17 protein-coding genes and 1 pseudogene are annotated in these 21,366 nt (G+C 63.7%); 7 read left to right on the forward strand and 11 right to left on the reverse strand.

Going from position 1 to position 21,366, the window contains the following annotated elements; translation table 11 throughout:
* Positions 1–299 precede the first annotated feature (299 nt).
* From Q8N40_RS16090 to Q8N40_RS16105, 4 genes are all read right to left on the reverse strand, one after another.
* Positions 300–809 (reverse strand): OsmC family protein, encoded by a 510-nt coding sequence (locus Q8N40_RS16090; RefSeq protein WP_305712508.1) that lies wholly within the window; start codon positions 807–809, stop codon positions 300–302.
* Between the two features lie 55 nt (positions 810–864).
* Complete coding sequence (locus Q8N40_RS16095; protein ID WP_305321649.1) at positions 865–1,650, reverse strand: ABC transporter ATP-binding protein; 786 nt, start codon at positions 1,648–1,650, stop codon at positions 865–867.
* Positions 1,650–2,501, reverse strand: coding sequence for an ABC transporter permease (locus Q8N40_RS16100; protein WP_305321648.1), 852 nt, complete (start codon positions 2,499–2,501; stop codon positions 1,650–1,652). The genes Q8N40_RS16095 and Q8N40_RS16100 overlap by 1 nt, the downstream gene beginning before the upstream one ends.
* Before the next feature lie 79 nt (positions 2,502–2,580).
* Positions 2,581–3,555: an aliphatic sulfonate ABC transporter substrate-binding protein gene (locus Q8N40_RS16105; protein ID WP_305321647.1), complete on the reverse strand. Its 975-nt coding sequence runs from the start codon at positions 3,553–3,555 to the stop codon at positions 2,581–2,583.
* Between the two features lie 250 nt (positions 3,556–3,805).
* Here Q8N40_RS16105 and Q8N40_RS16110 point away from each other — a divergent pair.
* A pseudogene (locus tag Q8N40_RS16110) lies at positions 3,806–6,601 on the forward strand ([protein-PII] uridylyltransferase).
* A 59-nt stretch (positions 6,602–6,660) separates the two neighbouring features.
* Here Q8N40_RS16110 and Q8N40_RS16115 read toward each other — a convergent pair.
* On the reverse strand, positions 6,661–7,188 hold the full coding sequence (locus Q8N40_RS16115; RefSeq protein ID WP_305321645.1) for a methylated-DNA--[protein]-cysteine S-methyltransferase: 528 nt from the start codon (positions 7,186–7,188) through the stop codon (positions 6,661–6,663).
* Between the two features lie 341 nt (positions 7,189–7,529).
* On the opposite strand from Q8N40_RS16115, the gene Q8N40_RS16120 reads away from it, so the two are divergent.
* Positions 7,530–8,756, forward strand: a complete 1,227-nt coding sequence (locus Q8N40_RS16120) for an ABC transporter substrate-binding protein (protein ID WP_305712509.1) — start codon at positions 7,530–7,532, stop codon at positions 8,754–8,756.
* 60 nt (positions 8,757–8,816) lie between these two features.
* Here Q8N40_RS16120 and Q8N40_RS16125 read toward each other — a convergent pair whose 3' ends face one another.
* The gene (locus Q8N40_RS16125; RefSeq protein WP_305712510.1) at positions 8,817–9,242 is read right to left on the reverse strand and encodes a DUF1330 domain-containing protein; all 426 of its coding nucleotides are present in this window, start codon (positions 9,240–9,242) and stop codon (positions 8,817–8,819) included.
* Positions 9,243–9,386: 144 nt separating this feature from the next.
* Between Q8N40_RS16125 and Q8N40_RS16130 the strand changes: the two genes are divergently transcribed.
* The gene (locus tag Q8N40_RS16130) at positions 9,387–11,630 is read left to right on the forward strand and encodes a transglycosylase domain-containing protein (RefSeq protein ID WP_305712511.1); all 2,244 of its coding nucleotides are present in this window, start codon (positions 9,387–9,389) and stop codon (positions 11,628–11,630) included.
* Positions 11,631–11,808: 178 nt separating this feature from the next.
* Positions 11,809–13,452 carry a tetratricopeptide repeat-containing glycosyltransferase family protein gene (locus Q8N40_RS16135; protein WP_305712512.1) on the forward strand — a complete coding sequence of 548 codons (1,644 nt, stop codon included), beginning with the start codon at positions 11,809–11,811 and terminating at the stop codon, positions 13,450–13,452.
* A gap of 60 nt (positions 13,453–13,512) precedes the next feature.
* Here Q8N40_RS16135 and Q8N40_RS16140 read toward each other — a convergent pair whose 3' ends face one another.
* The 5 genes from Q8N40_RS16140 to Q8N40_RS16160 form a co-directional block, all read right to left on the reverse strand.
* Positions 13,513–14,292 (reverse strand): outer membrane protein, encoded by a 780-nt coding sequence (locus Q8N40_RS16140; protein WP_305712513.1) that lies wholly within the window; start codon positions 14,290–14,292, stop codon positions 13,513–13,515.
* A 153-nt stretch (positions 14,293–14,445) separates the two neighbouring features.
* Positions 14,446–15,285 (reverse strand): M48 family metallopeptidase, encoded by an 840-nt coding sequence (locus Q8N40_RS16145; protein ID WP_305712514.1) that lies wholly within the window; start codon positions 15,283–15,285, stop codon positions 14,446–14,448.
* Between the two features lie 239 nt (positions 15,286–15,524).
* The gene (locus Q8N40_RS16150; RefSeq protein WP_305319715.1) at positions 15,525–16,853 is read right to left on the reverse strand and encodes a polyhydroxyalkanoate depolymerase; all 1,329 of its coding nucleotides are present in this window, start codon (positions 16,851–16,853) and stop codon (positions 15,525–15,527) included.
* Between the two features lie 138 nt (positions 16,854–16,991).
* Positions 16,992–17,759, reverse strand: a complete 768-nt coding sequence (locus Q8N40_RS16155) for an ABC transporter permease (protein ID WP_305319723.1) — start codon at positions 17,757–17,759, stop codon at positions 16,992–16,994.
* Between the two features lie 47 nt (positions 17,760–17,806).
* Positions 17,807–18,601, reverse strand: a complete 795-nt coding sequence (locus Q8N40_RS16160) for an ABC transporter ATP-binding protein (protein WP_305712515.1) — start codon at positions 18,599–18,601, stop codon at positions 17,807–17,809.
* Positions 18,602–18,748: 147 nt separating this feature from the next.
* On the opposite strand from Q8N40_RS16160, the gene Q8N40_RS16165 reads away from it, so the two are divergent.
* From Q8N40_RS16165 to Q8N40_RS16175, 3 genes are all read left to right on the forward strand, one after another.
* The gene (locus Q8N40_RS16165; RefSeq protein ID WP_305712516.1) at positions 18,749–20,083 is read left to right on the forward strand and encodes an ActS/PrrB/RegB family redox-sensitive histidine kinase; all 1,335 of its coding nucleotides are present in this window, start codon (positions 18,749–18,751) and stop codon (positions 20,081–20,083) included.
* Between the two features lie 129 nt (positions 20,084–20,212).
* Entirely contained in the window at positions 20,213–20,767 is a 555-nt protein-coding gene (locus Q8N40_RS16170; RefSeq protein WP_305712517.1) for an ActR/PrrA/RegA family redox response regulator transcription factor, read from the forward strand.
* 377 nt (positions 20,768–21,144) lie between these two features.
* On the forward strand, positions 21,145–21,366 hold a 222-nt coding region (locus Q8N40_RS16175), incomplete at its 3' end, for a cyclic nucleotide-binding/CBS domain-containing protein (RefSeq protein ID WP_305712518.1).

A 21,366-nucleotide genomic window follows, 5' to 3' on the forward strand; every position in this document is an offset into this window, starting at 1 on the left:
AGCGCGAGAAACACATAAGACGGCCCCGCCGAAATCGGCAGCGTCGCGACCAGCGCGCCGATCACCGGACCGGAGCGCTCGGTGATCACGGACGCCGTCACCACGAACGCGGCGGTGATCGCCATCCGCAGCAAGAGCGTCAGGAGGAAGGCGAGTTCGGGGGACATTTGCTGTCGTCCCTGCGAACGCAGGGACCCATAACCACAACTATTCGTGTGGTGCGAAAGTCGTCGAACGGCGGTTCTTGGAACGAGAGGACACGGCGTATGGGTCCCTGCGTTCGCAGGGACGACGCACCGTCACACCCGCTGCATCGACACGGAAACTTTCGGGCCGTTCTTGATGGTCTGATAGACCACGCAATAGCGCTCGGTGAGTTTCAGGAGCAAATCGAGCTTGTCCTGCGGCGCGTCGGTGCCGACCTCGAACTTCAGGCGGATTTCCGCAAAGCCGACCGGGGCTTCCTTGTCGACGCCGAGCGTGCCGCGGAAATCGAGATCACCTTCGGCAATGACATGGCCGCTCTTCAGCGGCACTTCGACGGCGGTCGCCACCGACTTCAGCGTCACGCCGGCGCAGGCGACAAGCGCTTCCAGCAGCATGTCGCCGGAACACAGTTCGAGCCCGGAGCCGCCGGTCGCGGGATGCAGGCCGGCAATCGCCAAGGCGCGGCCGGTCTCGACCTTGCAGGCGATGCCCTCGCTCTCGATCGAGCCCCTGGCGACCAGCTTGATCATCGCCGTCCTGGGATCGGACTTGTAGCGCTCCTTGATCGGGGCCTGGGTGGCGCGGAGTTCGGCGGCGTCCATTTTTTCTCTCCCGGATGGTATTGCCGGTCGGATGTACCGGCTCAGGCTGCCGATGTCACCACCACATCGCTTCACCGGTGGTTGATTTCGCGTCCGCGTCGGGCACGCCGCGGTCGAGCGAGCGGTCCAGCGCGGTCAGCACGCGGCGCTTGAAATTGTCGAAATGCGGCGAGGCGCGGTCGCGCGGTCGCGCCAGATTGATCTTGATTTCCTCGAACAGCCGGCCCGGCCGCGGCCGCATCACCAGTACGCGGTCGGCCAGCACCACGGCTTCGTCGACATCATGGGTGACCAGCAGCAAGGTCGGCCGCGTGTCGGCCCAGAGGTCGAGCAGATGATCCTGCAGATCGCGCCGCGTGAAGGCGTCGAGCGCGGAGAACGGCTCGTCCAGCAGCAGCACTTCCGGCTGCGGCACCAGCGCCCGCGCAATCGCCACCCGCTGCGCCTGCCCGCCGGAGAGTTCGCGCGGCCAGGCACCGGCCTTGTCTGACAGACCAACCCGCGCCAGCGCGGCGGCGACTTTCTCGCGCCTGATATTGGCGGGCAGATCCGAAAGGCCAAAGCCGATATTGTCGGCGACGCTGAGCCAGGGCAGCAGCCGCGGCTCCTGAAAGATGATGCCGATCTTCGCATGCGGCGCGGTGACCTTGATATCGTCAAGCGTCACCGTGCCGGTGGTAGCGCGATCGAGCCCGGCAATGGCGCGCAGCAGTGTTGACTTGCCGCAGCCGGAGCCGCCGATGATGGCGACGATTTCGCCCAGCCTTATATCGGCGGAAAAGCGCTCCAGCGCGTTGACGCCGTTGGGATAGACTTTTCCGATGCGATCGAGTGCCAGCATCAGGTCGCTCCGCCCTGGCGGCCGAACGCGTCCTGCCAGCGCAGCAATGGCGCCGTCGCGATCTCGATTAGCCAGTCGGTGGTCTTGCCGAGAATGGCGAAGATCGCGATCGCGGCCAGGATCTGCGCAGGCTTGCCGAGTTGCTGGCCGTCGATCAGGAGATAGCCGAGGCCTTCGGACGCACCCATGAATTCGGCGGCGACCACGAACATCCACCCCAGACCCAGCCCGACCCGCAGCGAAACCACATAGGCCGGCAATACCGCGGGCAGCAAAATGCGCCGGATCATCGCGGGGCCGGAGAGCCGGAAGGTGCGGCCGACCTCGACGATCTTGCGGTCAACCGACAGGATCGCGCCCATCACGCCGAGATAGACCGGGAAGAACACCCCGACCGCGATCAGCGCGATTTTCGAGGTCTCGAAAATGCCGAGCCACAGAATGAACAGCGGCACCCAGGCGATCGACGGGATCGCTCGCAGCGCCTGCACGGTGGGATCGAGCAGTTGCCGCGCCAGGCCCCAATAGCCGGAGACAGCGCCAAGCAGCGTGCCCGCGACCACGCCGAGCCCGAAGCCAGCGAACACGCGCGATAGCGTGGCTACGATATGACGGGTCAGCTCGCCGCTGCGGGCCAGTTCCACGATGGTCGCGAACAGTTTTGACGGCGGCGGCACCAGTCGGCCATTGGACCACCCCAGCCCGACGGCGATCTCCCAGCCCAGCGCGAGGCCGACCGGCAGCAGCAGGCCGAGCGCCGGCCGTGCATAGCGGCGCAGCCGGCCGGAGGGCGCGGGCGTCGCGATGGTGTCAGGCTTCGGGGCAGCAATCGTGTCCAGCGTCATGGCCATAGCAAAACCGCGTCTCGCTCAGGATTGCAAGTTGACGCTGCGCTCGATCTTCCGCTTGCGGGGGAGGGAAGAAGAGAACTCAATTCGTCGGCAGCGGGACCTGGTCGTCGATCAGGGCGTCGACCGTCGCCTTGACGTCGACCTTGGCGTCGACCACGCCGGCCTGCTGCAGCGCCAGCCCGGCGGCCAGGATGGAGGCGCGTTGCGGCGCGCCGATCCGGCTGTGGGTCAGTTCGGTGCGCTCCTTGAGCTGCTTGTCGACCACCGCCTCCGGCAGTTTTGTGACGGCGATGAAGGTCTTCTTCAGGTCATCGTAGTTGGCCAGCGAATACTTCCGCGCCTCTTCGTACACCGCAAGCACGCGGCGGACTGCGTCGGGATAACCCTTCAAAAACTGCTCGCGCACATTGAGGATGCCCCAGGTATTGGCGTCGGGCTTGCGGAAGAAAAGTTTGGCGCCGTCTTCCACCTCGGCCTGCGCCATCATCGGATCGAGGCCGGCCCACGCATCGACGTCGCCGCGGATCAGCGCGGTCTTGCCGTCGGCATGCTGCAGCAGCACCGGCGTGATGTCCTTGCCGGTCAGGCCGGCATCGAGCAGCGCACGCACCAGGAAGATGTGCGGATCGGTGCCGCGGGTCACCGCGACGCGCTTGCCCTTCAGGTCAGCAACGGTCGCAATCTTCGAATCCTTCGAGGTCACCAGCGCGGTCCATTCCGGGCGCGAATAGACATAGATCGACCTGATCGGGTTGCCGTTGATCCTGGCGACCAGCGCCGCGGAGCCCGCGGTGGAACCGAAATCGATCGAGCCGGCGTTGAGAAATTCGAGCGCCTTGTTGGAGCCGGCCGATTGCACCCAGACGACGCTGATGCCGTCCTTGGCGAATTCCTTTTCGAGCAGCCCCTTTTGCTTGAGGATCATCGAGACCGGATTGTAGGTCGCCCAATCCAGTCGAATTTCCTTGAGCGGGTCGGCAGCGTACGCGGCGCCGGGCACCAGCACCGAGACGGCGATGATGGCCGCTACTGCGCGCCGTGAAATCCTGGACATCGTCGGTTCTCCGTGAGGTGAGATGGATTAAATCGGGGGCAGCAAAGCGCCGGCAGGGTGTGGCGCCGCCCTAAAAACACCCTTTTATTTCAATCAGTTAAACGGCAACGTCAACGAGAAAATAGCTGCTGCTAAGGCGCGGCGTTGAGAACAGCTTTGCACAAAGCCGGGCCAAGGCAGCATGGACCTGCTGCTATCCGGCTTGAATCTCCCGTGACAGGTCCGGCGCCGTCCGATATCGGGTTAGGATATGGACAACCTCGTGACCCAGCCCCGCCCCGACATTGACGACCGTTTCGATACCCCGCGGATCACCGCGGCGGTGGACGCGCTCGCCGCCACCCATGCCGGCCGCGAGGATGTTTTTCGCTCCGCCATGGCTCAACTGCTGAAAGCGGAAATGATCGCGGCCCGAGCGGTGGCGCAGGCGGTGCTGCTGAAGGACCGGCACGGGCGGCGCTGCGCCGAACGGCTGTGTTTCGTGCAGGACGAGATCATCCGCATCCTGTTTTCGGCCGCCACCCGCCATCTCTACCGCTCGCCGGTGCCCTCCGGCGCCGAGCGCATGGCGGTGGTCGCCACCGGCGGCTATGGCCGCGGATTGATGGCGCCGGAGTCCGACATCGATCTGTTGTTCATCCTGCCCTACAAGCAGACCGCCTGGGGCGAGCAGGTCGCCGAGGCGATCCTGTATTGCCTGTGGGACATGGGGCTGAAGGTCGGCCACGCCACCCGCTCGGTCGATGAATCGATCCGGCAAGCGCGCGGCGACATGACGATCCGCACTGCAATTCTCGAGACCCGGTTCCTGACCGGCGACCAGCCGCTCTACGACGAACTGGTCGCGCGCTTCGACAAGGAAGTGGTGCAGGGCACCGCGGCGGAATTCGTCACTGCCAAGCTCGCCGAGCGCGAGGAGCGGCACCGCCGCGCCGGGCAGTCGCGCTATCTGGTCGAGCCCAACGTCAAGGACGGCAAGGGTGGCCTGCGCGACCTGCATACGCTGTTCTGGATCGCCAAATACGTCTACCGCGTGCGCGAGACCGACGAGTTGCTGGAACATGGCGTGTTCGACGCGCAGGAATACCGCACCTTCCGCCGCTGCGCCGATTTCCTGTGGTCGGTCCGCTGCAACATCCATTTCTTTTCCGGCCGCGCCGAGGAGCGGCTGTCGTTCGACATGCAGCGCGAGATCGCGATCCGGCTCGGCTATACCTCGCATCCCGGCATGCAGGATGTCGAACGATTCATGAAGCATTATTTCCTGGTCGCCAAGGACGTCGGCGACCTCACCGCGATCCTGTGCGCCAAGCTGGAAGACCAGCAGGCCAAGCCGGCGCCGGTGCTGAGCCGGATGATGGCGCGGCTGCGGCCTTCCAACAACCGGCGCCGGGTGCCCGACAGCGACGATTTCATCATCGACCATAACCGCATCAATCTCGCAGCACCCGACATCTTCAAGCACGACCCGGTCAACCTGATCCGGATCTTCCGGCTGGCGCAGTAAAACAATCTCGCCTTTCACCCGGACGCGATGCGCACGGTGACGCGGTCGCTGAAGCTGATCAACACCCAGCTGCGCGAAAATCCCGAAGCCAACCGGCTGTTCATGGAGATCCTGACGTCGAACGACGCGGAGATCGTGCTGCGGCGCATGAACGAGACCGGCGTGCTCGGTCATTTCATTCGCGCCTTCGGCAAGATCGTGTCGATGATGCAGTTCAACATGTATCATCACTATACGGTCGACGAGCACCTGTTGCGCTGCGTCGGCTACCTGCAGGATATCGAGCGCGGCGGCAATGACGAGTTCACCGTCGCCAGCGACCTGATGCGCAAGATCCAGCCCGAGCACCGCGCGGTGATCTACATCACCACGCTGTTGCACGACATCGCCAAGGGCCGGCCCGAGGATCACTCGATCGCCGGCGCCAAGGTGGCGCGGCGGCTGTGCCCGCGGCTCGGCTTCAACGCCGCAGATACCGAACTGATCGCCTGGCTGATCGAGCAGCATCTGACGATGTCCACGGTGGCGCAGTCGCGCGACCTCTCCGACCGCAAGACCATCGAGAATTTCGCCGCCGTGGTGCAGTCGGTCGAGCAGATGAAGCTCCTGACCATCCTGACCACCGCCGACATCCGCGGCGTCGGGCCCGGGGTCTGGAACGGCTGGAAGGCGCAGCTGTTGCGCACGCTGTATTACGAAACCGAACCGGTGCTGACCGGCGGCTTCTCGGAAGTGAACCGGGCGCAGCGCATCGCGGTGGCGCAATCGGAATTCCGCGCCGCCTTCACCGAATGGCCGGAAGCCGAACTCAACGCCTATATCGGACGACACTATCCGGCCTACTGGCTCAAGGTCGAACTGGCGCGCAAGATTCGCCATGCCCGCTTCCTGAAGGCCAGCGAACAGGCCGAACACAAGCTCGCGATCAATGTCGGCTTCGACGAGGCGCGCGGCGTCACCGAACTGACCATTTTCGCCAGCGACCATCCCTGGCTGCTGTCGATCATCGCCGGCGCCTGCGCCTCGGCGGGCGCCAATATCGTCGACGCCCAGATCTACACCACCACCGACGGCCGCGCGCTCGACACCATCGCGATATCGCGAGAGTACGACCGCGACGAGGACGAGGGACGCCGCGCCACCCGGATCGGCGAAATGATCGAGCACGTGCTGGAAGGCAAATTGCGGCTGCCCGAGGTGGTCGCGAAGCGCGCCGCCGGCCGCGGCAAGGCGCGGCCCTTCGTGGTCGAACCGGAAGTGACCATCAACAACCAGTGGTCGGACCGCTACACCGTGATCGAGGTGTCGGGCCTTGACCGGGCAGGCCTGTTGTATCAATTGACCACGGCGATCTCGAAACTCAATCTCAACATCGCCTCGGCCCATGTCGCGACCTTCGGCGAGCGCGCCCGCGACGTGTTCTACGTCACCGACCTGCTCGGCGCCCAGATCAACGCGCCGACCCGGCAGGCCGCGATCAAGAGCGCGCTGATCCATCTGCTGGCGAATGAAGAGAGCGTGGCGCAGCCCGCGGCGTAGATTCGGAAGTCGCAACGAGGACGCCATCGAAGCCCGGATGGAGCGCAGCGCAATCCGGGCTACGGAAGACTCAACACCACGCCCTCATGCTCCAGCAGCCAGCGCTTGCGCTCCAGCCCGCCGCCATATTTGACCAGCGAACCGTTGGCGCCGATCAGGCGATGGCAGGGCACGACCACGCTGAGCGGGTTGGCTCCGTTGGCGTGGCCGACCGCACGCACCGCGTTGGGCATGCCGAGTTTCGCCGCCAGTACGCCGTAGCTCAGGGTGGTGCCGGGCGGAATTTTGGGCAGCGCCTTCCAGACCTTGCGCTGGAACGGGGTGCCGGCGATGTCCCAGCGGATCTCTTTCAGGCGATCGAGATCGCCCTTGAAATAACCGGTGAGCGCCGTCCGGGTTTCGGTTGATGCCCGCGCATCTTTCAACACCACTGCCCCATATTGCAGCCGCAGCAGGTCTTTCATGCGCGACTCGTGGTCCTCCCAATCCAGCGCGCGAAGCACGCCATCGGCGTCGCTCACCAGCACGGCCGTTCCGATCGGCGTGCGCAGCCGGTCGAGGCCGAACGCTTCAGGCTGTTTGCTCATGGATCGTCAACGGGGTGTGGGACGTCGTTTCTGGCGGAAAGCATGCCGGCTCGTCGCACTCTTTACGGGAGCCATGATAGCGTCCACCCGAAATCTGGCTGCCGTACTGGGAACGCCATTATCTGGATCGCCAATCTGCTGGGGCGCTGGTCGCCATGCTGAAGGTCTAGTTCTGCCCGCTGCGATCGCATTGGTCCTGCTGGCTGGCGTAAATTCGTTCACCTTGCCGGCCAGCATCGTATTGCCATGCCACAACCGTTCCTTCAGTATCTTTCCAGCGATGGCGTCCGCCACAACAGGACAAGACCATCGGTACAATAACAAGATGAGAAAGCAGCGATATGAGGAACGGTATTTTTCAGCTCGTCACCGGGACAGCGGTAGCCATCGCGCTGTCGGCAGCGCCGGCATCGGCGCAGAAGAAATATGACACCGGCGCGACCGATACCGAGATCAAGGTCGGCCAGACCAATCCATTCAGCGGCCCGGCTTCCGCCTATGCCACCATCGGCAAGACCCAGGCTGCCTATATCAAGATGATCAACGACCAGGGCGGCGTCAACGGCCGCAAGATCAACCTGATCCAGTATGACGACGCCTATAGCCCGCCCAAGGCGGTCGAGCAGGTGCGCAAGCTGGTCGAGAGTGACGAGGTTCTGCTCACGTTCCAGGTCCTCGGCACGCCGTCGAACGCCGCCGTGCAGAAATATCTGAACTCGAAGAAGGTGCCGCAGCTGTTCGCCGCCACCGGCGCGTCGAAGTTCACCGACCCGAAAAATTTCCCGTGGACGATGGGTTTCAACCCCAACTATTTCGTCGAAGGCCGCATTTACGGCCAGTACATCATCAAGAACTATCCGAACGCCAAGGTCGGCATCCTCTATCAGAACGACGACCTCGGCAAAGACTACCTGAACGGCATCAAGGCCGGCCTCGGCGACAAGGCGGCGAAGATGGTGGTCGCGGAAGCTTCCTACGAAGTCTCCGATCCGACCGTCGATTCGCAAATCCTCAAGATCAAGGACGCCGGCGCCGACCTGTTCTTCAGCGCCTCGACGCCCAAGCAGGCGGCGCAGACCATCAAGAAGCTCGGCGAACTCAACTGGAAGCCGGTGCACATCCTCGACATCAACGCCACTTCCGTCGGCGCGGTGATGAAACCGGCGGGGCTCGAATATTCCAAGGGTGTGATCAGCGTCAACTACGGCAAGGACCCGCTCGATCCGACCTGGAAAGATGACGCCGGCATGAAGAAGTATTTCGAATTCATGGCGAAGTACTATCCCGATGGCGACAAGGATTCGAGCTTCAACTCCTACGGCTACTCGACCACGCAGTTGTTGATCCACGTGCTCAAGGCGTGCGGCGACAACCTGACCCGTGAAAACGTCATGAAGCAGGCCACCAGCCTGAAGAACGTGCAGCTCGACCTGTCGCTGCCGGGCATCCTCGTCAACACCACGCCGACCGATTACCGGGTCAACAAGCAGTTGCAGATGATGAAGTTCAACGGCGAGCGTTGGGAACTGTTCGGCCCGATCCTCGAAGACACCGGCCCGGCGGGCTAGTTCTTCTCATCCTGGAAAAAGCGATCGGCGGCCCTTTCGGGCCGCCGATTTCGTCGGGGCCTACTTCGGAATTTCACCAAACGTCTTTCCGGGCGGCAACACCGCGTGCCGGATCAGACGCGAATCCTCGACCGCCGCCTGCCGGTGTTTCACCGCCTCGCGATAGGCCGGGTCGCGAATCATCTCCGCGAATGCGACGACGCCGGGGTATTCGGCGATGAAGCAATGATCCCATCGCTCGTCCTGGGGCCCGATCAGCATCAGCTCGAAGCGTCCCTGCCACACGATCCGGCCCCCCAGCCGCTCGAACACCGGTCCGCTTTCCCGGCCATAGGCCGCATAGGCTTCCGCGCCGGTAGCCTTTCGGCCATCGGGATAGGCGGCCTGCGCGCGCAGCCTGACCAGATTCAGCATGTGAATTGGGCCCGGCCGGTCAGTGGCCCGGAATTGCGCGAATACTTCCTTGGTCGGATCGATATGGCCCATGCAATTCTCCTTTGTTCCCCCTAGCTTTGCCCTGCTTTTAGCACGCGTCGCCGTACCTCCTAATTGCGCGTTAACCTCTCGCTAACGGGCCCTTAAATCCCGGCCGCTAGCGTGCGTCAGGACCGGTGTGGGCGGCGTTGGCGTATGGCGTGGGGACGAAAAAAGAGCGGCGGACGCAAGGAGCCGCAATTCGGGCTCGCCGCATCGCTGAGCGAGCTGCGCCTCAGCCCCGGCGACCGCGTGGCCAGCGGTGACGAGCCGAAGAAAAGACCTTCCGCAAGGCGCAAGGCCGGCGATTCCGGCGACGATGCGCCGCGCGAGCGCAAACCGCGTGCGAAGGCGGCGAGCAGCAAGCGCAAATCGAGGGGCCGCGCCCGCAGCGGCCTCGGCCGCCTGGTCTATTGGGGCGCGGTGCTCGGCCTCTGGGCCGTGATCATTGCCGTCGGCGTCGTGATCTGGGTCGGCGCGCATCTGCCGGCGATCCAGTCGCTCGAAATCCCGAAACGGCCGCCGACGATCCAGATTACAGGCTTCGACGGCAGCGTGCTGGCGACCCGCGGCGAAATGGCCGGCGCCAATGTTTCGCTGAAGGACCTGCCGCCCCATTTACCGAAGGCGTTCATCGCCATCGAGGACCGCCGGTTCTACTCGCATTACGGCATCGATCCGTTCGGAATCGCGCGCGCGGCCGTGGCCAACGTCCTGCATCGCGGCGTCTCGCAGGGCGGCTCGACGCTGACCCAGCAGCTCGCCAAGAACCTGTTCCTGACCCAGGAGCGCACCTTCATGCGCAAACTGCAGGAAGTCGAACTGGCGCTGTGGTTGGAGCGCAAGCATTCCAAGACCGAGATTCTCGAACTCTATCTCAACCGGGTCTATTTCGGCTCCGGTGCCTATGGCGTCGAGGCCGCGGCCCAGCGCTATTTCGGCAAGCCGGCGAAGACCGTCACGATTGCCGAGGCCGCGATGCTCGCGGGCCTGGTCAAATCACCCTCTCGCCTTGCGCCGAACCGTAACCCGGAAGGCGCCGAGAAACGCGCCCAGATCGTGCTGGCTGCGATGGCCGACGCCAAATTCATCACCGAAGCGCAGGCCAAGGCCTCGATCGGGCAGCCCTCCACCAATGTGAAAGCGGCAGGCGCCGGCACCATCAATTATGTGGCGGACTGGATCGGCGAAGTGCTCGACGATCTGATCGGCCAGGTCGACCAGAACATCGTGGTCGAAACCTCGATCGACCCGAAACTTCAAAGCGTGGCCGAAGCCTCCATCATCGACGAGCTCGCGGCCAAGAGCGTCAAATTCAACGTCAGCCAGGGCGCGCTGGTGGCGATGACGCCCGATGGCGCGGTGCGCGCCATGGTCGGCGGCCGCAATTACGCCGAGAGCCAGTTCAACCGCGCGGTTACCGCGAAGCGCCAGCCGGGCTCGGCGTTCAAGCCGTTCGTGTACCTGACCGCGATCGAGACGGGATTGACGCCGGAGACGACCCGGCAGGATGCGCCGCTCGACGTCAAGGGCTGGAGGCCCGAGAACTATACCCACGAATATTTTGGCGCGGTGACGCTGACGCAGGCGCTGGCGATGTCGCTCAACACGGTGGCGGTGCGGCTCGGACTGGAAGTCGGCGCCAGGAACGTGGTGCGCACCGCACACCGGCTCGGCATTTCCTCGAAACTCGAAGCCAATGCCTCGATCGCGCTCGGCACCTCGGAAGTCTCGCTCAACGAACTGGTCGGCGCTTATGCGCCGTTTGCCAATGGCGGCCGGGGATCGACCCCGCATGTCGTGACCCGGATCCGTACCGCGGACGGCAAGGTGCTGTATGTCCGCCCCGCCGACCAGCTCGGCCAGGTGATCGAGCCGCGCCATGTCGCCATGATGAACACCATGATGCAGGAAACCCTGCTCTCGGGCACCGCGCGCAAGGCGGAAATTCCCGGCTGGATGGCCGCCGGCAAGACCGGCACCAGCCAGGATTTCCGCGACGCCTGGTTCGTCGGCTACACCGCCAATCTGGTGACCGGCGTCTGGCTCGGCAATGACGACAACTCGCCGACGAAGAAGGCAACCGGCGGCGGATTGCCGGTCGAGGTCTGGTCCCGCTTCATGCGCGCGGCCCATCAGGGCGTGCCGGTCGCGGCCCTGCCGAGCGCGCGCCAGGGCGGCTTCCTGACCAACCTCATTCAGTCCGCATCGCAAGTCAGCGCGCCCTCGGCACCGCCAGCGCCAACTCCTGTGGCGCAAGCGCCCGTCCCGCTCGCGCCGATCCCCTCAGGCAGCAGCGCAAACCGCCCGGCGCCGACGCGGGCATCCAACCCCTCGGCGCGTCCGGAAGCGGCGGCGGGTCTGGACGGCTGGCTGGTGGACCGGTTGTTCGGACGGTAGCTTTCGTTTGCGTGCTTCGTCTTGATGAGCGGACCTCCCAGTTGCAGTCGGGCAGCGCCAGTTCCGCAGCGTTCGGCAACGGAGCCGCGCCGATGGATACCCTTGAATTGGCGGAGTAGGCTTCGCGACCTGATCGCGTGCGAGTATCATCTCTCGCGACAAGGGGCTGGTTCAGCGAATGACCGTCGAACAATCGCCATACCGCGTCGTCGTGACAACGGCGTTCAGTTCCTCCACCGGAGCCATGGAGGCGAGCCGGCTGTATCACGATGGCCTGGCTCATCTTCAGGCCGGTCAACTGGCGAAGGCCGTATCGTCATTCCGGCAGGCGATCGCCATCAACGCCACCCTTGCCGATGCGCATTCCCATCTCGGGGTCGCGCTGCAGGGCCTCCAGCGCAACGACGAAGCCATTGGTCACTACGAGCAAGCCCTTGCGCTGCAGTCCGGCGACGTCGGCACGCTCAACAATCTCGGCAACGCCTTGCTGGCGCTCGACCGTCCGGACGAGGCCAGCTTGCAGTACGAGAGAGCGCTGGCGCTGGAGCCGGCGCATGTGGCGGTGCACGTCAACTACGCCAACGCGCTGCATGCCGCCGGTCGCCACGAGGAGGCCGTTCGTCGCTATCGGCAAGCCCTGACGATAGATCCCGGTTTCACCAGAGCCCACATGAACCTCGGCAACAGTCTGAGAGACCTCGGACGCCTTGATGAGGCGATTGCGTGCTACGAGCGAGCGCTCGCCATCGAACCCGGCTATATCGCCGCGCGCATGAATCTCGGCAAGGCCCTGCAGGTAGCCGACCGCGGCGAGGAGGCGATCGGTTGCTATGAAGGCGTGCTCGGGCTCGAACACGGCAATGCCGATGCGAATTTCAATCTCGGCCTGCAGTATCTCTCACGGGGTCGGCTGCCGGAGGGATGGGACCATTACGAACATCGCTGGAATGCCACAGGCCATGTTGCTCCCCGCGCCTATCCGCAGGCGGGCTGGAAAGGAGAACGAGTTCGGGGGACTCTTCTGATCTGGGGGGAACAAGGCGTCGGCGATCAGATCCTGCATTCAAGCATGATCGCGGAACTTGCGGCATACGCAGACTCGATTGTGCTCGAGGTCGAACCTCGCCTGGTCCCATTGTTCGTACGATCGTTTCCGACCGTGAAGGTCGTCGGACTTGGCCCTGATCTCTACGATGGAAGGGTGGATGCCCACGCGCCGCTTGGCGGGCTCGGCCGATTCTTGCGACCGGGCCTGAGCGCCTTTCCGCGCCGTCCGCAGGGCTATCTTGTGGCCGACGATACGCGGGTCAGGGCGTTGCGCAGCCCGTTGAAAGCCGATCAGCGCGTCGTCGTGGGATTGTCGTGGATCAGCAAGAATCCTGAATTCGGGCAGCGCAGGAGCACCCGACTGAGCGATTTCGAGTCGCTGCTGCGGTTGCCCGGATGCCGGTTCGTCGACTTGCAGTACGGCGACACGCAAATCGAGCGAGCGGCGATCGAGCGCGATATGGGGATTTGCGTCGAGCGCCTGGACGGCATCGACAACACCAACGATATCGACGGGCTGGCGGCAGCCATCGGCGCGTGCGACTTCGTGGTCACCGTTGACAACACGACCGTTCACCTGGCGGGAGCGCTGGGCAAGCCCACCTGGGTCCTGGTTCCGCATGGCCATGCGCGAATCTGGTACTGGTTCGCCGGACGTGATGACAGCGTTTGGTATCCACGTGTCTGCGTGCGCAGTCAGATCAAGCAGCAACCCTGGGCGGATGTGATCTCTGCGGTCGCGAAGGAACTCAAACACAGCATCGACTCGATTTGAGCCTTGTTTCCGGCGGGTTCCGCCTCTCGCATCAGCTCCGCGCCGATAAGGCTCCGCCGGTCAGTTGACCGTGCCAAAATGGTAAGTGAGGCCGGCTCGTGCGACGATCGCAGTGTTCTCCCATTGCGCGCTGAAGTTCCCGGTGTCGGTGCCGCCGGCACTCGTCGCCGTGATCGTCTTGCGGGATCGACCGAAATCCATGAAAAGACCTTCGAGCCGTGCGCTCCAGTTCGGCGAAAAGCGGTGCTCGATGCCGCCACCGACGGTCCAACCAAATCGCGCACCGGTGTCGACAAATCGATCTGCAAACTCGAGCGGCGTGCCGTCGGTAAATCCCTGTCCCCAGCGGTTCCGTAATCCGGCGACCGCCAAGCCTGCCGTCACAAATGCCAGGGTCCCGTCAAGCTCCAGACCGGCTCGTCCCCGGAAAGTCGACAGCCATTTCAACTCGGTCGAATAGGTTTGTTGAAAGATGGTTCCGCCAAAAAGATCCTGATTTAAGGTGACATCGGCATTGCCGCCGAAGGCTCCTGCAATATCCGCTTCGACGCCGTAGACCAATCGGCGGGACTGCCAATTGTATCCGACGTGACCGCCGGCGAGCCCGCTCGTTCGGTTCTGGGTTACTGAACCCGTGCCCGCTGAGAAAAACACGAAGGGGCCAAATCCGTTCAGATCGTAAGTGGTCGACTGCTGCGCTGCGACGCCGCCATGGACACCCATGTAAGCTCCGGTCCAGACCGACGTGATGCGATCCTGAGCGTTCGCATTGAACGGAACGCCTACCAGGGCGGCGATGGAAGTCGCCGCTAACAAATACATTCTTTGATGACTGGACATGGAAATTCCTGTTCAGCAAGAAACGCCACAGCGCACTCCAAGGTGATAGGTTATATTATTGTCCGCGCAACGGCCGTGATAATAATATCACAGCGCGAACCTTCCGCATCTTGCCGGCCGTGCACCTCGAGCCAAGTCCCTGGTCGCGATGCGCTAATCCTGAATCCCGTAGCGATGCAGATCGTTGCCGTGGGTGTCGAGCCAGGTCTTGGCGCGCTCGACATGGCCGCATTCGCGGGCGACCACCCGCCAGAACCGCGCCGAATGATTCATCTCGACCAGATGCGCTACTTCGTGGGCGGCGAGATAATCCAGCACGTAAGGCGGCGCCAGGATCAGGCGCCACGAGAACGACAATGAGCCGGCCGAGGTGCAGGAGCCCCAGCGGCTCGACTGGTCGCGGATCGACAGCCGCTTCACCTTGACGCCATACGCCCCGGCATAGTTTTGCGTAGTCTTTTGCAGATCGTTGCGCACCTCGCGCTTCAAATAGTCGTGGACCCGCCGCTCGATATGCTCGGCCCCGCCGGCGACGCAGATGATGCGCTCGCCGCTGTCGCGGATTTCGGTCCACACGGTGCCGCGGACGCCGGCGCGATGCACGATCTTGTGCGCGACACCACGCAACGGAACCACGGTACCCGGAAGAAAGGGGGCTGCCTTCGGCAACCGGCCGAGACGCGCGGCGATCCAGCCGCCGTGACGTTGCGCAAAATCCTTGGCGTCGGCGATGGTGCCGCGCGGCGGCATGGTGAGGATCGCTTCGCGGTCGCTGGGATGGATACGCAGGGTATAGCGCCGCGCGCGGCGGTGCCGGCGCAACCTGATCGAATAGATTTGCGAGCCGTGCTTGACGAGGAGTCGAGAGGGTTCGGCAGGCCGCCGATAGAGGAGCGCGCGAGTGGCCATATCTGCAAGTCCGGGGAGCAAGAGTTCGCCCGGATTCTGCCATATCCGCCGCCAGTGAAATCGCTCGGCGCAAAAACAAATCATTTGCCCAATATACAGGGGCAGATCGCCAAGCCGACCCCATAGGATGGGCCTGGAGCCGGAAATTTTGGACGGAACCGGGGGTCGCGATGGCCTCGAAAGAATGAAATATTCCTCATTCTTTCGAGAAGCCGCGAATCCCGGTTTCCTTGCATCAATTCAGAGGGTTAACGATCGCGTCGAATCAACGCCGCATAGTCGCGCGAGCCGCGATCTCGCGCTTGTCGCGGCTCGATCGAGGTTTATTCCGCTGCGGCAACCAGTGCAGGCTTCCTGCTCGCCGCCGACAGCATGAAGTCGGAAATGCGTGGCACGATTTCCGATTTGAAGCGCGAGCCGTTGAAGACGCCGTAATGGCCGACGCCCTTTTGCACGTAATGCACCCGGCGATGGTCGGGAATATGCGGGCAGAGCGCGTGGGTGGCTTCGGTTTGGCCGATGCCGGAGATGTCGTCGTTCTCGCCTTCGACCGTCATCAGCGCCACGCGCATGATCTTCGTGGGATCGACCAGCTTGCCGCGGTGGATCATTTCACCCTTGGGCAGCGCATGCTTGACGAACACGACATCGACGGTTTGCAGATAATATTCCGCCGAGAGGTCCATGACCGCGAGATATTCGTCATAGAACTCGCGGTGCTTGTCGACCAGGTCGCCGTCACCCTTCACCAGATTGCTGAACAGCGCCTTGTGCGCGTCCTTGTGGCGATCGAAATTCATGCTGATGAAGCCCGAAAGCTGCAGGAACCCGGGATAGACGTCGCGCATCACGCCGGGATGCGGAAACGGCACCTTGGTGATGACATGGCGGCGGAACCAGTCGATGCCCTTCTCGGCCGCCAGATTGTTGACGGCGGTCGGATTGCGGCGGGTATCGATCGGGCCGCCCATCAGCGTCATCGACACCGGGACGAAGGGATCGCGCTCGGCTTCCATCACGGAAACCGCCGCCACCACCGGCACCGAGGGCTGGCACACCGCGATCACATGCATGTTGGTGCCGAGCGTCTGCAGCATTTCGATAATGTAATCGACGTAGTCGTCGAGATCGAAGCGTCCCTCAGTCAGCGGCACCATCCGCGCATCGGCCCAGTCGGTGATGTAGACCTCGTGGGTCGGCAGGAAGGCTTCGACGGTGCCGCGCAGCAGCGTGGCGTAATGGCCTGACATCGGCGCCACGATCAGCACCCGCGGCTGCGGGCTGCGCAACGGACGGGTCAGCTTGCGATCGAAATACAGCAGACGGCAGAACGGCTTTTCCCAGACGGTGCGGATCTCGACCGGCGTGCGGACGCCGTTGACCTCGGTGTCGTTGAGGCCCCACTCCGGCTTACCGTAACGGCGCGTGGTGCGCTCGAACAGTTCGCAGCCGGCGGCGATCGATTTGCCGAATTCGGTGTGCGACCACGGATTCAGCGGATTCTGAAACAGGATCTTGGTGGCGTCGGTGACGGCGCGTGCCGGGTTGAGCGACGCCTGTCCCATTTCGTACATCCAGTACATCGGCGTCGTCAGCGCCGGACTGCCTTCGGCCACCAACGGCGGGGGCGCGCCAAACTCACCAATCGGCATATTTTCCTCAAATTCCATTTTGCATCGCAGCATACTGCCGAATGCGTAATTAAGCGTCAATGCACGGATCGGTATATCTACGTGCTAAAAAGTCTAAAGGTCCCTGAATTTCTTAGGTTTCCTTGGGATAAGTGAACTTTATTCGCCGCTCTGGATCAGCGAGCCGTGGCGCCGGGCGCTGCGCAAAAGGGCAAGAAATCCGGCGAATGACGCAATAAACAGTACCGCGTTGATCGCCAGCGCCGCCAGCATCAGGTCGGCGCGAAACACCTTGTCGATCATCAGCGCCCGCATGCCCTCGAACACATAGGTCGGCGGCAGCGCCCAGGCGACGTACTGCAGCCAGTGCGGCAGCACCGTGACCGGATAATAGACGCAGGCGAGCGGCATCACCCCGAACATCAGCGTCCAGACGATGCTCTCGGCGCCGAGGCCGTTGCGCAGCACCAGCCCGGAGACGAAGATCCCGAGCGACCAGCTGGTGAAGATCAGATTGCAGAAGAACGCGACCAGCGGCAGGCCGAAGCCGAGCAGATTGAAGTCGAAGAACATCATCGCCAGCAGCGTCATCGGAATGACGCCGATCGCCAGGCGAATGAGGCTCATCGCCATCAGCGCGAGCAGGAACTCGATCGGCTTCAAGGGGCTCATCATCAGGTTGCCGAGATTGCGCGCCCACATTTCCTCCAGAAAGGAGATCGAAAAGCCGAGCTGGCCGCGAAACAGGATGTCCCACAGGATCACAGCGCCGATCAGGGTGCCGCCGGCCTGCGCGAAAAACCCGGCATTCTGCGAGATGTAGTTCTGCAGGAAGCCCCAGGTGATGATCTGCAGCGCCGGCCAATAGATCAGTTCCAGGAGCCGCGGCCACGACGACAGCAACAGGTACCAGTAGCGCAGGATCATCGCGTTGATGCGATGCGGCGCGATGCCCCCCGGCAGCACCAGTAGGCTCACGACGCGCCCTCCTGCTGGCGGCCGCGCGCGACGTCGAGAAACACTTCCTCCAGCGTGGCGCGGTTGTAGCGGGTCATGATGTTGTCGGGGCTGTCGTCGTCCTCGACGCGGCCGCGCTTCATGATGATGACGCGGTCGCACAGCCGCTCGACCTCCAGCATGTTGTGCGACGCCAGCAGGATGGTGGCGCCGTGGGTCTTGCGGTAGGTCAAAAGATGCTGCCGGATCCAGTCCGCGGTATCGGGATCGAGCGACGCCGTCGGTTCGTCCAGCAGCAGCAGCTCCGGCTGGTTGATGAGCGCCTTGGCCAGCGCCACGCGGGTCTTCTGCCCGGCGGAAAGCTTGCCATTGGCGCGGTCGAGGAAGTCGCCGAGATCGAGATCGGCGGCGAGTTCGTCGATCCGCTGGCGCAAATTCTCGACGGCATAGAGCCGGCCGAAGATGGTGAGGTTCTGCCGCACCGAGAGCCGCATCGGCATGTCGACATAGGGGCTTTCGAAATTCATCCGCCCCAGCACCTCGGCGCTCTGCTCCGGCATCGCACAGCCCAGCACCTGGATCTTTCCCGAGGTCGGCAGCACCAGTCCCATGATCATGGCGATGGTGGTGGTCTTGCCGGCGCCGTTGCCGCCGAGCAGCCCGGTGATGCTGCCGCGCGCGATGGCGAACGAGACGTCATCGACGGCGCGGGCGGTCTTGTAGACTTTGACCAGATTCGCGACCTCGATCGCCGCGGAGCCGGCCGGACCGGTTGCGGGCACGTCGGACGGTGCGGCGTCTGCAGGCATCATGCGGGCCGTTCCTTGAGCCATCGGGGCCGCCAACGCAAGGCTGGCGCCGGCTCCCACCAAAATATCGAAAACAACCCCATGCAATGCCAGCCTTTGGTAATTAGATACCAGTTTGTGGTCGCCCCGCCGCGCAGCTAAACTGCTGAGATGACCGACGTCGCAGCCTCCGATTTTCGCCATCCGCGCCGCCATGTCCGTCTGGATACCATCCTGCGGCTGCGCTGGCTCGCGGTGCTCGGCCAGCTCGCCGCCATTTTCATCGTGGCGAACGGGCTCGAATTCGAATTCGAGGTCGTTGCCTGCCTCACCATCGTCGGCCTGTCCGCGCTGCTCAATCTGGTGCTGCAGATCGCGTTCAACCCGATGCAGCGGCTGGAACCGGTCTACGCAGCGGGATTGCTGGCGCTCAACATCGTGGAACTGGCGGCGTTGCTGTTTCTGACCGGCGGCCTGCAGAACCCGTTCGCGTTTCTGTTCCTGGCCCCGGTCCTGATCTCGGCGACGGCGCTGCCGATCCGGCTGACCATCGCGCTCGCCGTGCTTGCGGTGGCCTGCGCCGCAGCACTGGTGTTCTTCCATCTGCCGCTGCCATGGGCGGGCGACGAACCCGTGGTGCTGCCGCCGGTCTATCTGTTCGGGGTCTGGCTCTCGATCCTGCTCGCGATCGGCGTCACCAGCATCTATGCGATCCAGGTCACCGACGACACCAGAAAACTTTCCGACGCGCTGGCCGCCACCGAACTGGTGCTGACACGGGAGCAGCATCTGACCCAGCTCGACGGCCTCGCCGCCGCCGCCGCCCACGAACTCGGCACCCCGCTCGCGACCATCTTTCTGATCTCCCGCGAGCTCGAGAAGACCGTTGCCGCCGACAGCCCGATCGCCTCCGACCTCAAGACCCTGCGCGAGCAGACCCAGCGCTGCCGCGATATCCTGGGCAAGATCACGCAATTGTCGGCGACCGGCGCGCCGTTCGACCGCATGCCGATGTCGACGCTGATCGAGGAACTGGTGGCGCCGCATCGCGATTTCGGCGTCGAGATCAAGGTGCGGATCGCGGTGACGGCGGCCCGCGAGCCGGTCGGCACCCGCAATCCGGCGATCCTCTACGGCGTCGGCAACATCCTGGAGAACGCCGTCGATTTCGCGCGCAAGGCCGTGGAGGTGAATGCGTGGTGGAACTCAGACACGGTCGAGATCGTGATTTCCGACGACGGCCCCGGCTTCGCGCCCGACATCCTGAAGCGGATCGGCGAAACCTATCTGTCGCGCCGGCGCGGCACCGACGATCCCCAAGGCGGCCGCCGCGGCCTCGGCCTCGGGGTCTTCATCGCCCGCACGCTGCTGGAACGCACCGGCGCCAGGATATCGTTCCGCAACCGGACCTTCCCGGATCATGGCGCGGTGGTCCAGATCGCCTGGCCGCGGGCCCGCTTCGAGGCCACCGAAACAGACGAAATATCAGATGATCCAGCGACTTAGCGCCGCACCGCAGCAATGAGATGGTTGTTAAATCGATCTGACCCGGTCTTTGATCTCAAGCGGTCTTGGCAGCGCTGTGATGCCGCGCCATATGATGGTAGTGTTCGCCACAACGGGGATATCCGCACCTTGAACGCCAATGCCGAACTGACTGACCAGGCCGACCGCTCGCTGCTGATCGTGGAAGACGACAAGCCGTTCCTGGAGCGGCTGTCGCGCGCGATGGAATCCCGCGGCTTCACCGTCACCTCCTGCGACAGCGTGTCCGAGGGGCTTGAGCAGATCGGCAAGGCCGCACCCGCCTTCGCGGTGGTGGACCTGCGGCTCGGCGACGGCAACGGCCTCGACGTGGTGGCGGCGCTGAAGCGCAAGCGCCCGGACGCCCGCGCCATCGTGCTGACCGGCTACGGCAACATCGCCACCGCCGTCACCGCGGTGAAGATGGGCGCGGTGGACTACCTGTCGAAACCCGCCGACGCCGACGACGTCGTCGCCGCCCTGCTGGCGAGCGGCACCGAGAAATCCGAACTGCCGCACAACCCGATGTCGGCCGATCGCGTGCGCTGGGAACACATCCAGCGCATCTACGAGATGTGCAACCGCAACGTCTCGGAGACGGCGCGAAGGCTGAACATGCATCGGCGGACGTTGCAGCGGATATTGGCTAAGCGCGCGCCGAGGTAGCAGGCGGTCATTGCCGGGCTTGACCCGGCGATCCATCTCGAAAGAATTTTCACCCCCGCTCCCTCATGGTGAGGAGCGCGTCGGGCGGCGCCCTTGCGCTGCCTGACGCGCGTCTCGAACCATCTGGCACATGGCCTGCTGCCATCCTTCGAGACGCCGCGCGAAGCGCGCGCGGCTCCTCAGGATGAGGTCTGAATTCATGCAGCGCGTAGGGCGGGTTAGGTGGCACGCTTCGCCGGCGAGATCGGCGCGGTGCTGACAAGGCAGGATATTTTGACTAACCTTCAACGCGGGCCATCAAGGCGGGATAGGTCAGGGCCCACGAGAGGAGATCGATGAGCACAGTAAAAAGCGCTCTGGCCTAGAAGAGCGGCGCCGTGATCCATGTTCGTTCCGGCGACATGGTCGTCGAAGCCCTGCGCCGGATGCGCGACAACCGGATTCGGTCGGTGCTGGTGATCGACGACGACGTGCTGGTCGGTATCGTGACCCAGGGTGACTGCGCCATCAAAGTGCTGCTGCCCGGGCTCGATGCGAAGCAGACGCCGGTGGGCCAAGTGATGACGGGCAACCCGGTGACGGTCAAGCCGGACGATCGG

The sequence above is a fragment of the Bradyrhizobium sp. genome (genome assembly GCF_030693485.1).
In the GTDB taxonomy this organism is placed as follows: Bacteria; Pseudomonadota; Alphaproteobacteria; order Rhizobiales; family Xanthobacteraceae; genus Bradyrhizobium.

What these genes read in the sequence shown, in the direction of transcription:
- Q8N40_RS16125 (WP_305712510.1), bottom strand. Translation starts at nt 9,242, where the DNA reads ATGGGCCATATCGATCCGACCAAGGAAGTATTCGCGCAATTCCGGGCC.
- Q8N40_RS16105 (WP_305321647.1), bottom strand. Translation starts at nt 3,555, where the DNA reads ATGTCCAGGATTTCACGGCGCGCAGTAGCGGCCATCATCGCCGTCTCG.
- Q8N40_RS16165 (WP_305712516.1), top strand. Translation starts at nt 18,749, where the DNA reads ATGACCGACGTCGCAGCCTCCGATTTTCGCCATCCGCGCCGCCATGTC.
- Q8N40_RS16095 (WP_305321649.1), bottom strand. Translation starts at nt 1,650, where the DNA reads ATGCTGGCACTCGATCGCATCGGAAAAGTCTATCCCAACGGCGTCAAC.
- Q8N40_RS16145 (WP_305712514.1), bottom strand. Translation starts at nt 15,285, where the DNA reads ATGATTTGTTTTTGCGCCGAGCGATTTCACTGGCGGCGGATATGGCAG.
- Q8N40_RS16120 (WP_305712509.1), top strand. Translation starts at nt 7,530, where the DNA reads ATGAGGAACGGTATTTTTCAGCTCGTCACCGGGACAGCGGTAGCCATC.
- Q8N40_RS16115 (WP_305321645.1), bottom strand. Translation starts at nt 7,188, where the DNA reads ATGAGCAAACAGCCTGAAGCGTTCGGCCTCGACCGGCTGCGCACGCCG.
- Q8N40_RS16130 (WP_305712511.1), top strand. Translation starts at nt 9,387, where the DNA reads ATGGCGTGGGGACGAAAAAAGAGCGGCGGACGCAAGGAGCCGCAATTC.
- Q8N40_RS16155 (WP_305319723.1), bottom strand. Translation starts at nt 17,759, where the DNA reads ATGATCCTGCGCTACTGGTACCTGTTGCTGTCGTCGTGGCCGCGGCTC.
- Q8N40_RS16135 (WP_305712512.1), top strand. Translation starts at nt 11,809, where the DNA reads ATGACCGTCGAACAATCGCCATACCGCGTCGTCGTGACAACGGCGTTC.
- Q8N40_RS16160 (WP_305712515.1), bottom strand. Translation starts at nt 18,601, where the DNA reads ATGATGCCTGCAGACGCCGCACCGTCCGACGTGCCCGCAACCGGTCCG.
- Q8N40_RS16100 (WP_305321648.1), bottom strand. Translation starts at nt 2,501, where the DNA reads ATGGCCATGACGCTGGACACGATTGCTGCCCCGAAGCCTGACACCATC.
- Q8N40_RS16150 (WP_305319715.1), bottom strand. Translation starts at nt 16,853, where the DNA reads ATGCCGATTGGTGAGTTTGGCGCGCCCCCGCCGTTGGTGGCCGAAGGC.
- Q8N40_RS16090 (WP_305712508.1), bottom strand. Translation starts at nt 809, where the DNA reads ATGGACGCCGCCGAACTCCGCGCCACCCAGGCCCCGATCAAGGAGCGC.
- Q8N40_RS16140 (WP_305712513.1), bottom strand. Translation starts at nt 14,292, where the DNA reads ATGTCCAGTCATCAAAGAATGTATTTGTTAGCGGCGACTTCCATCGCC.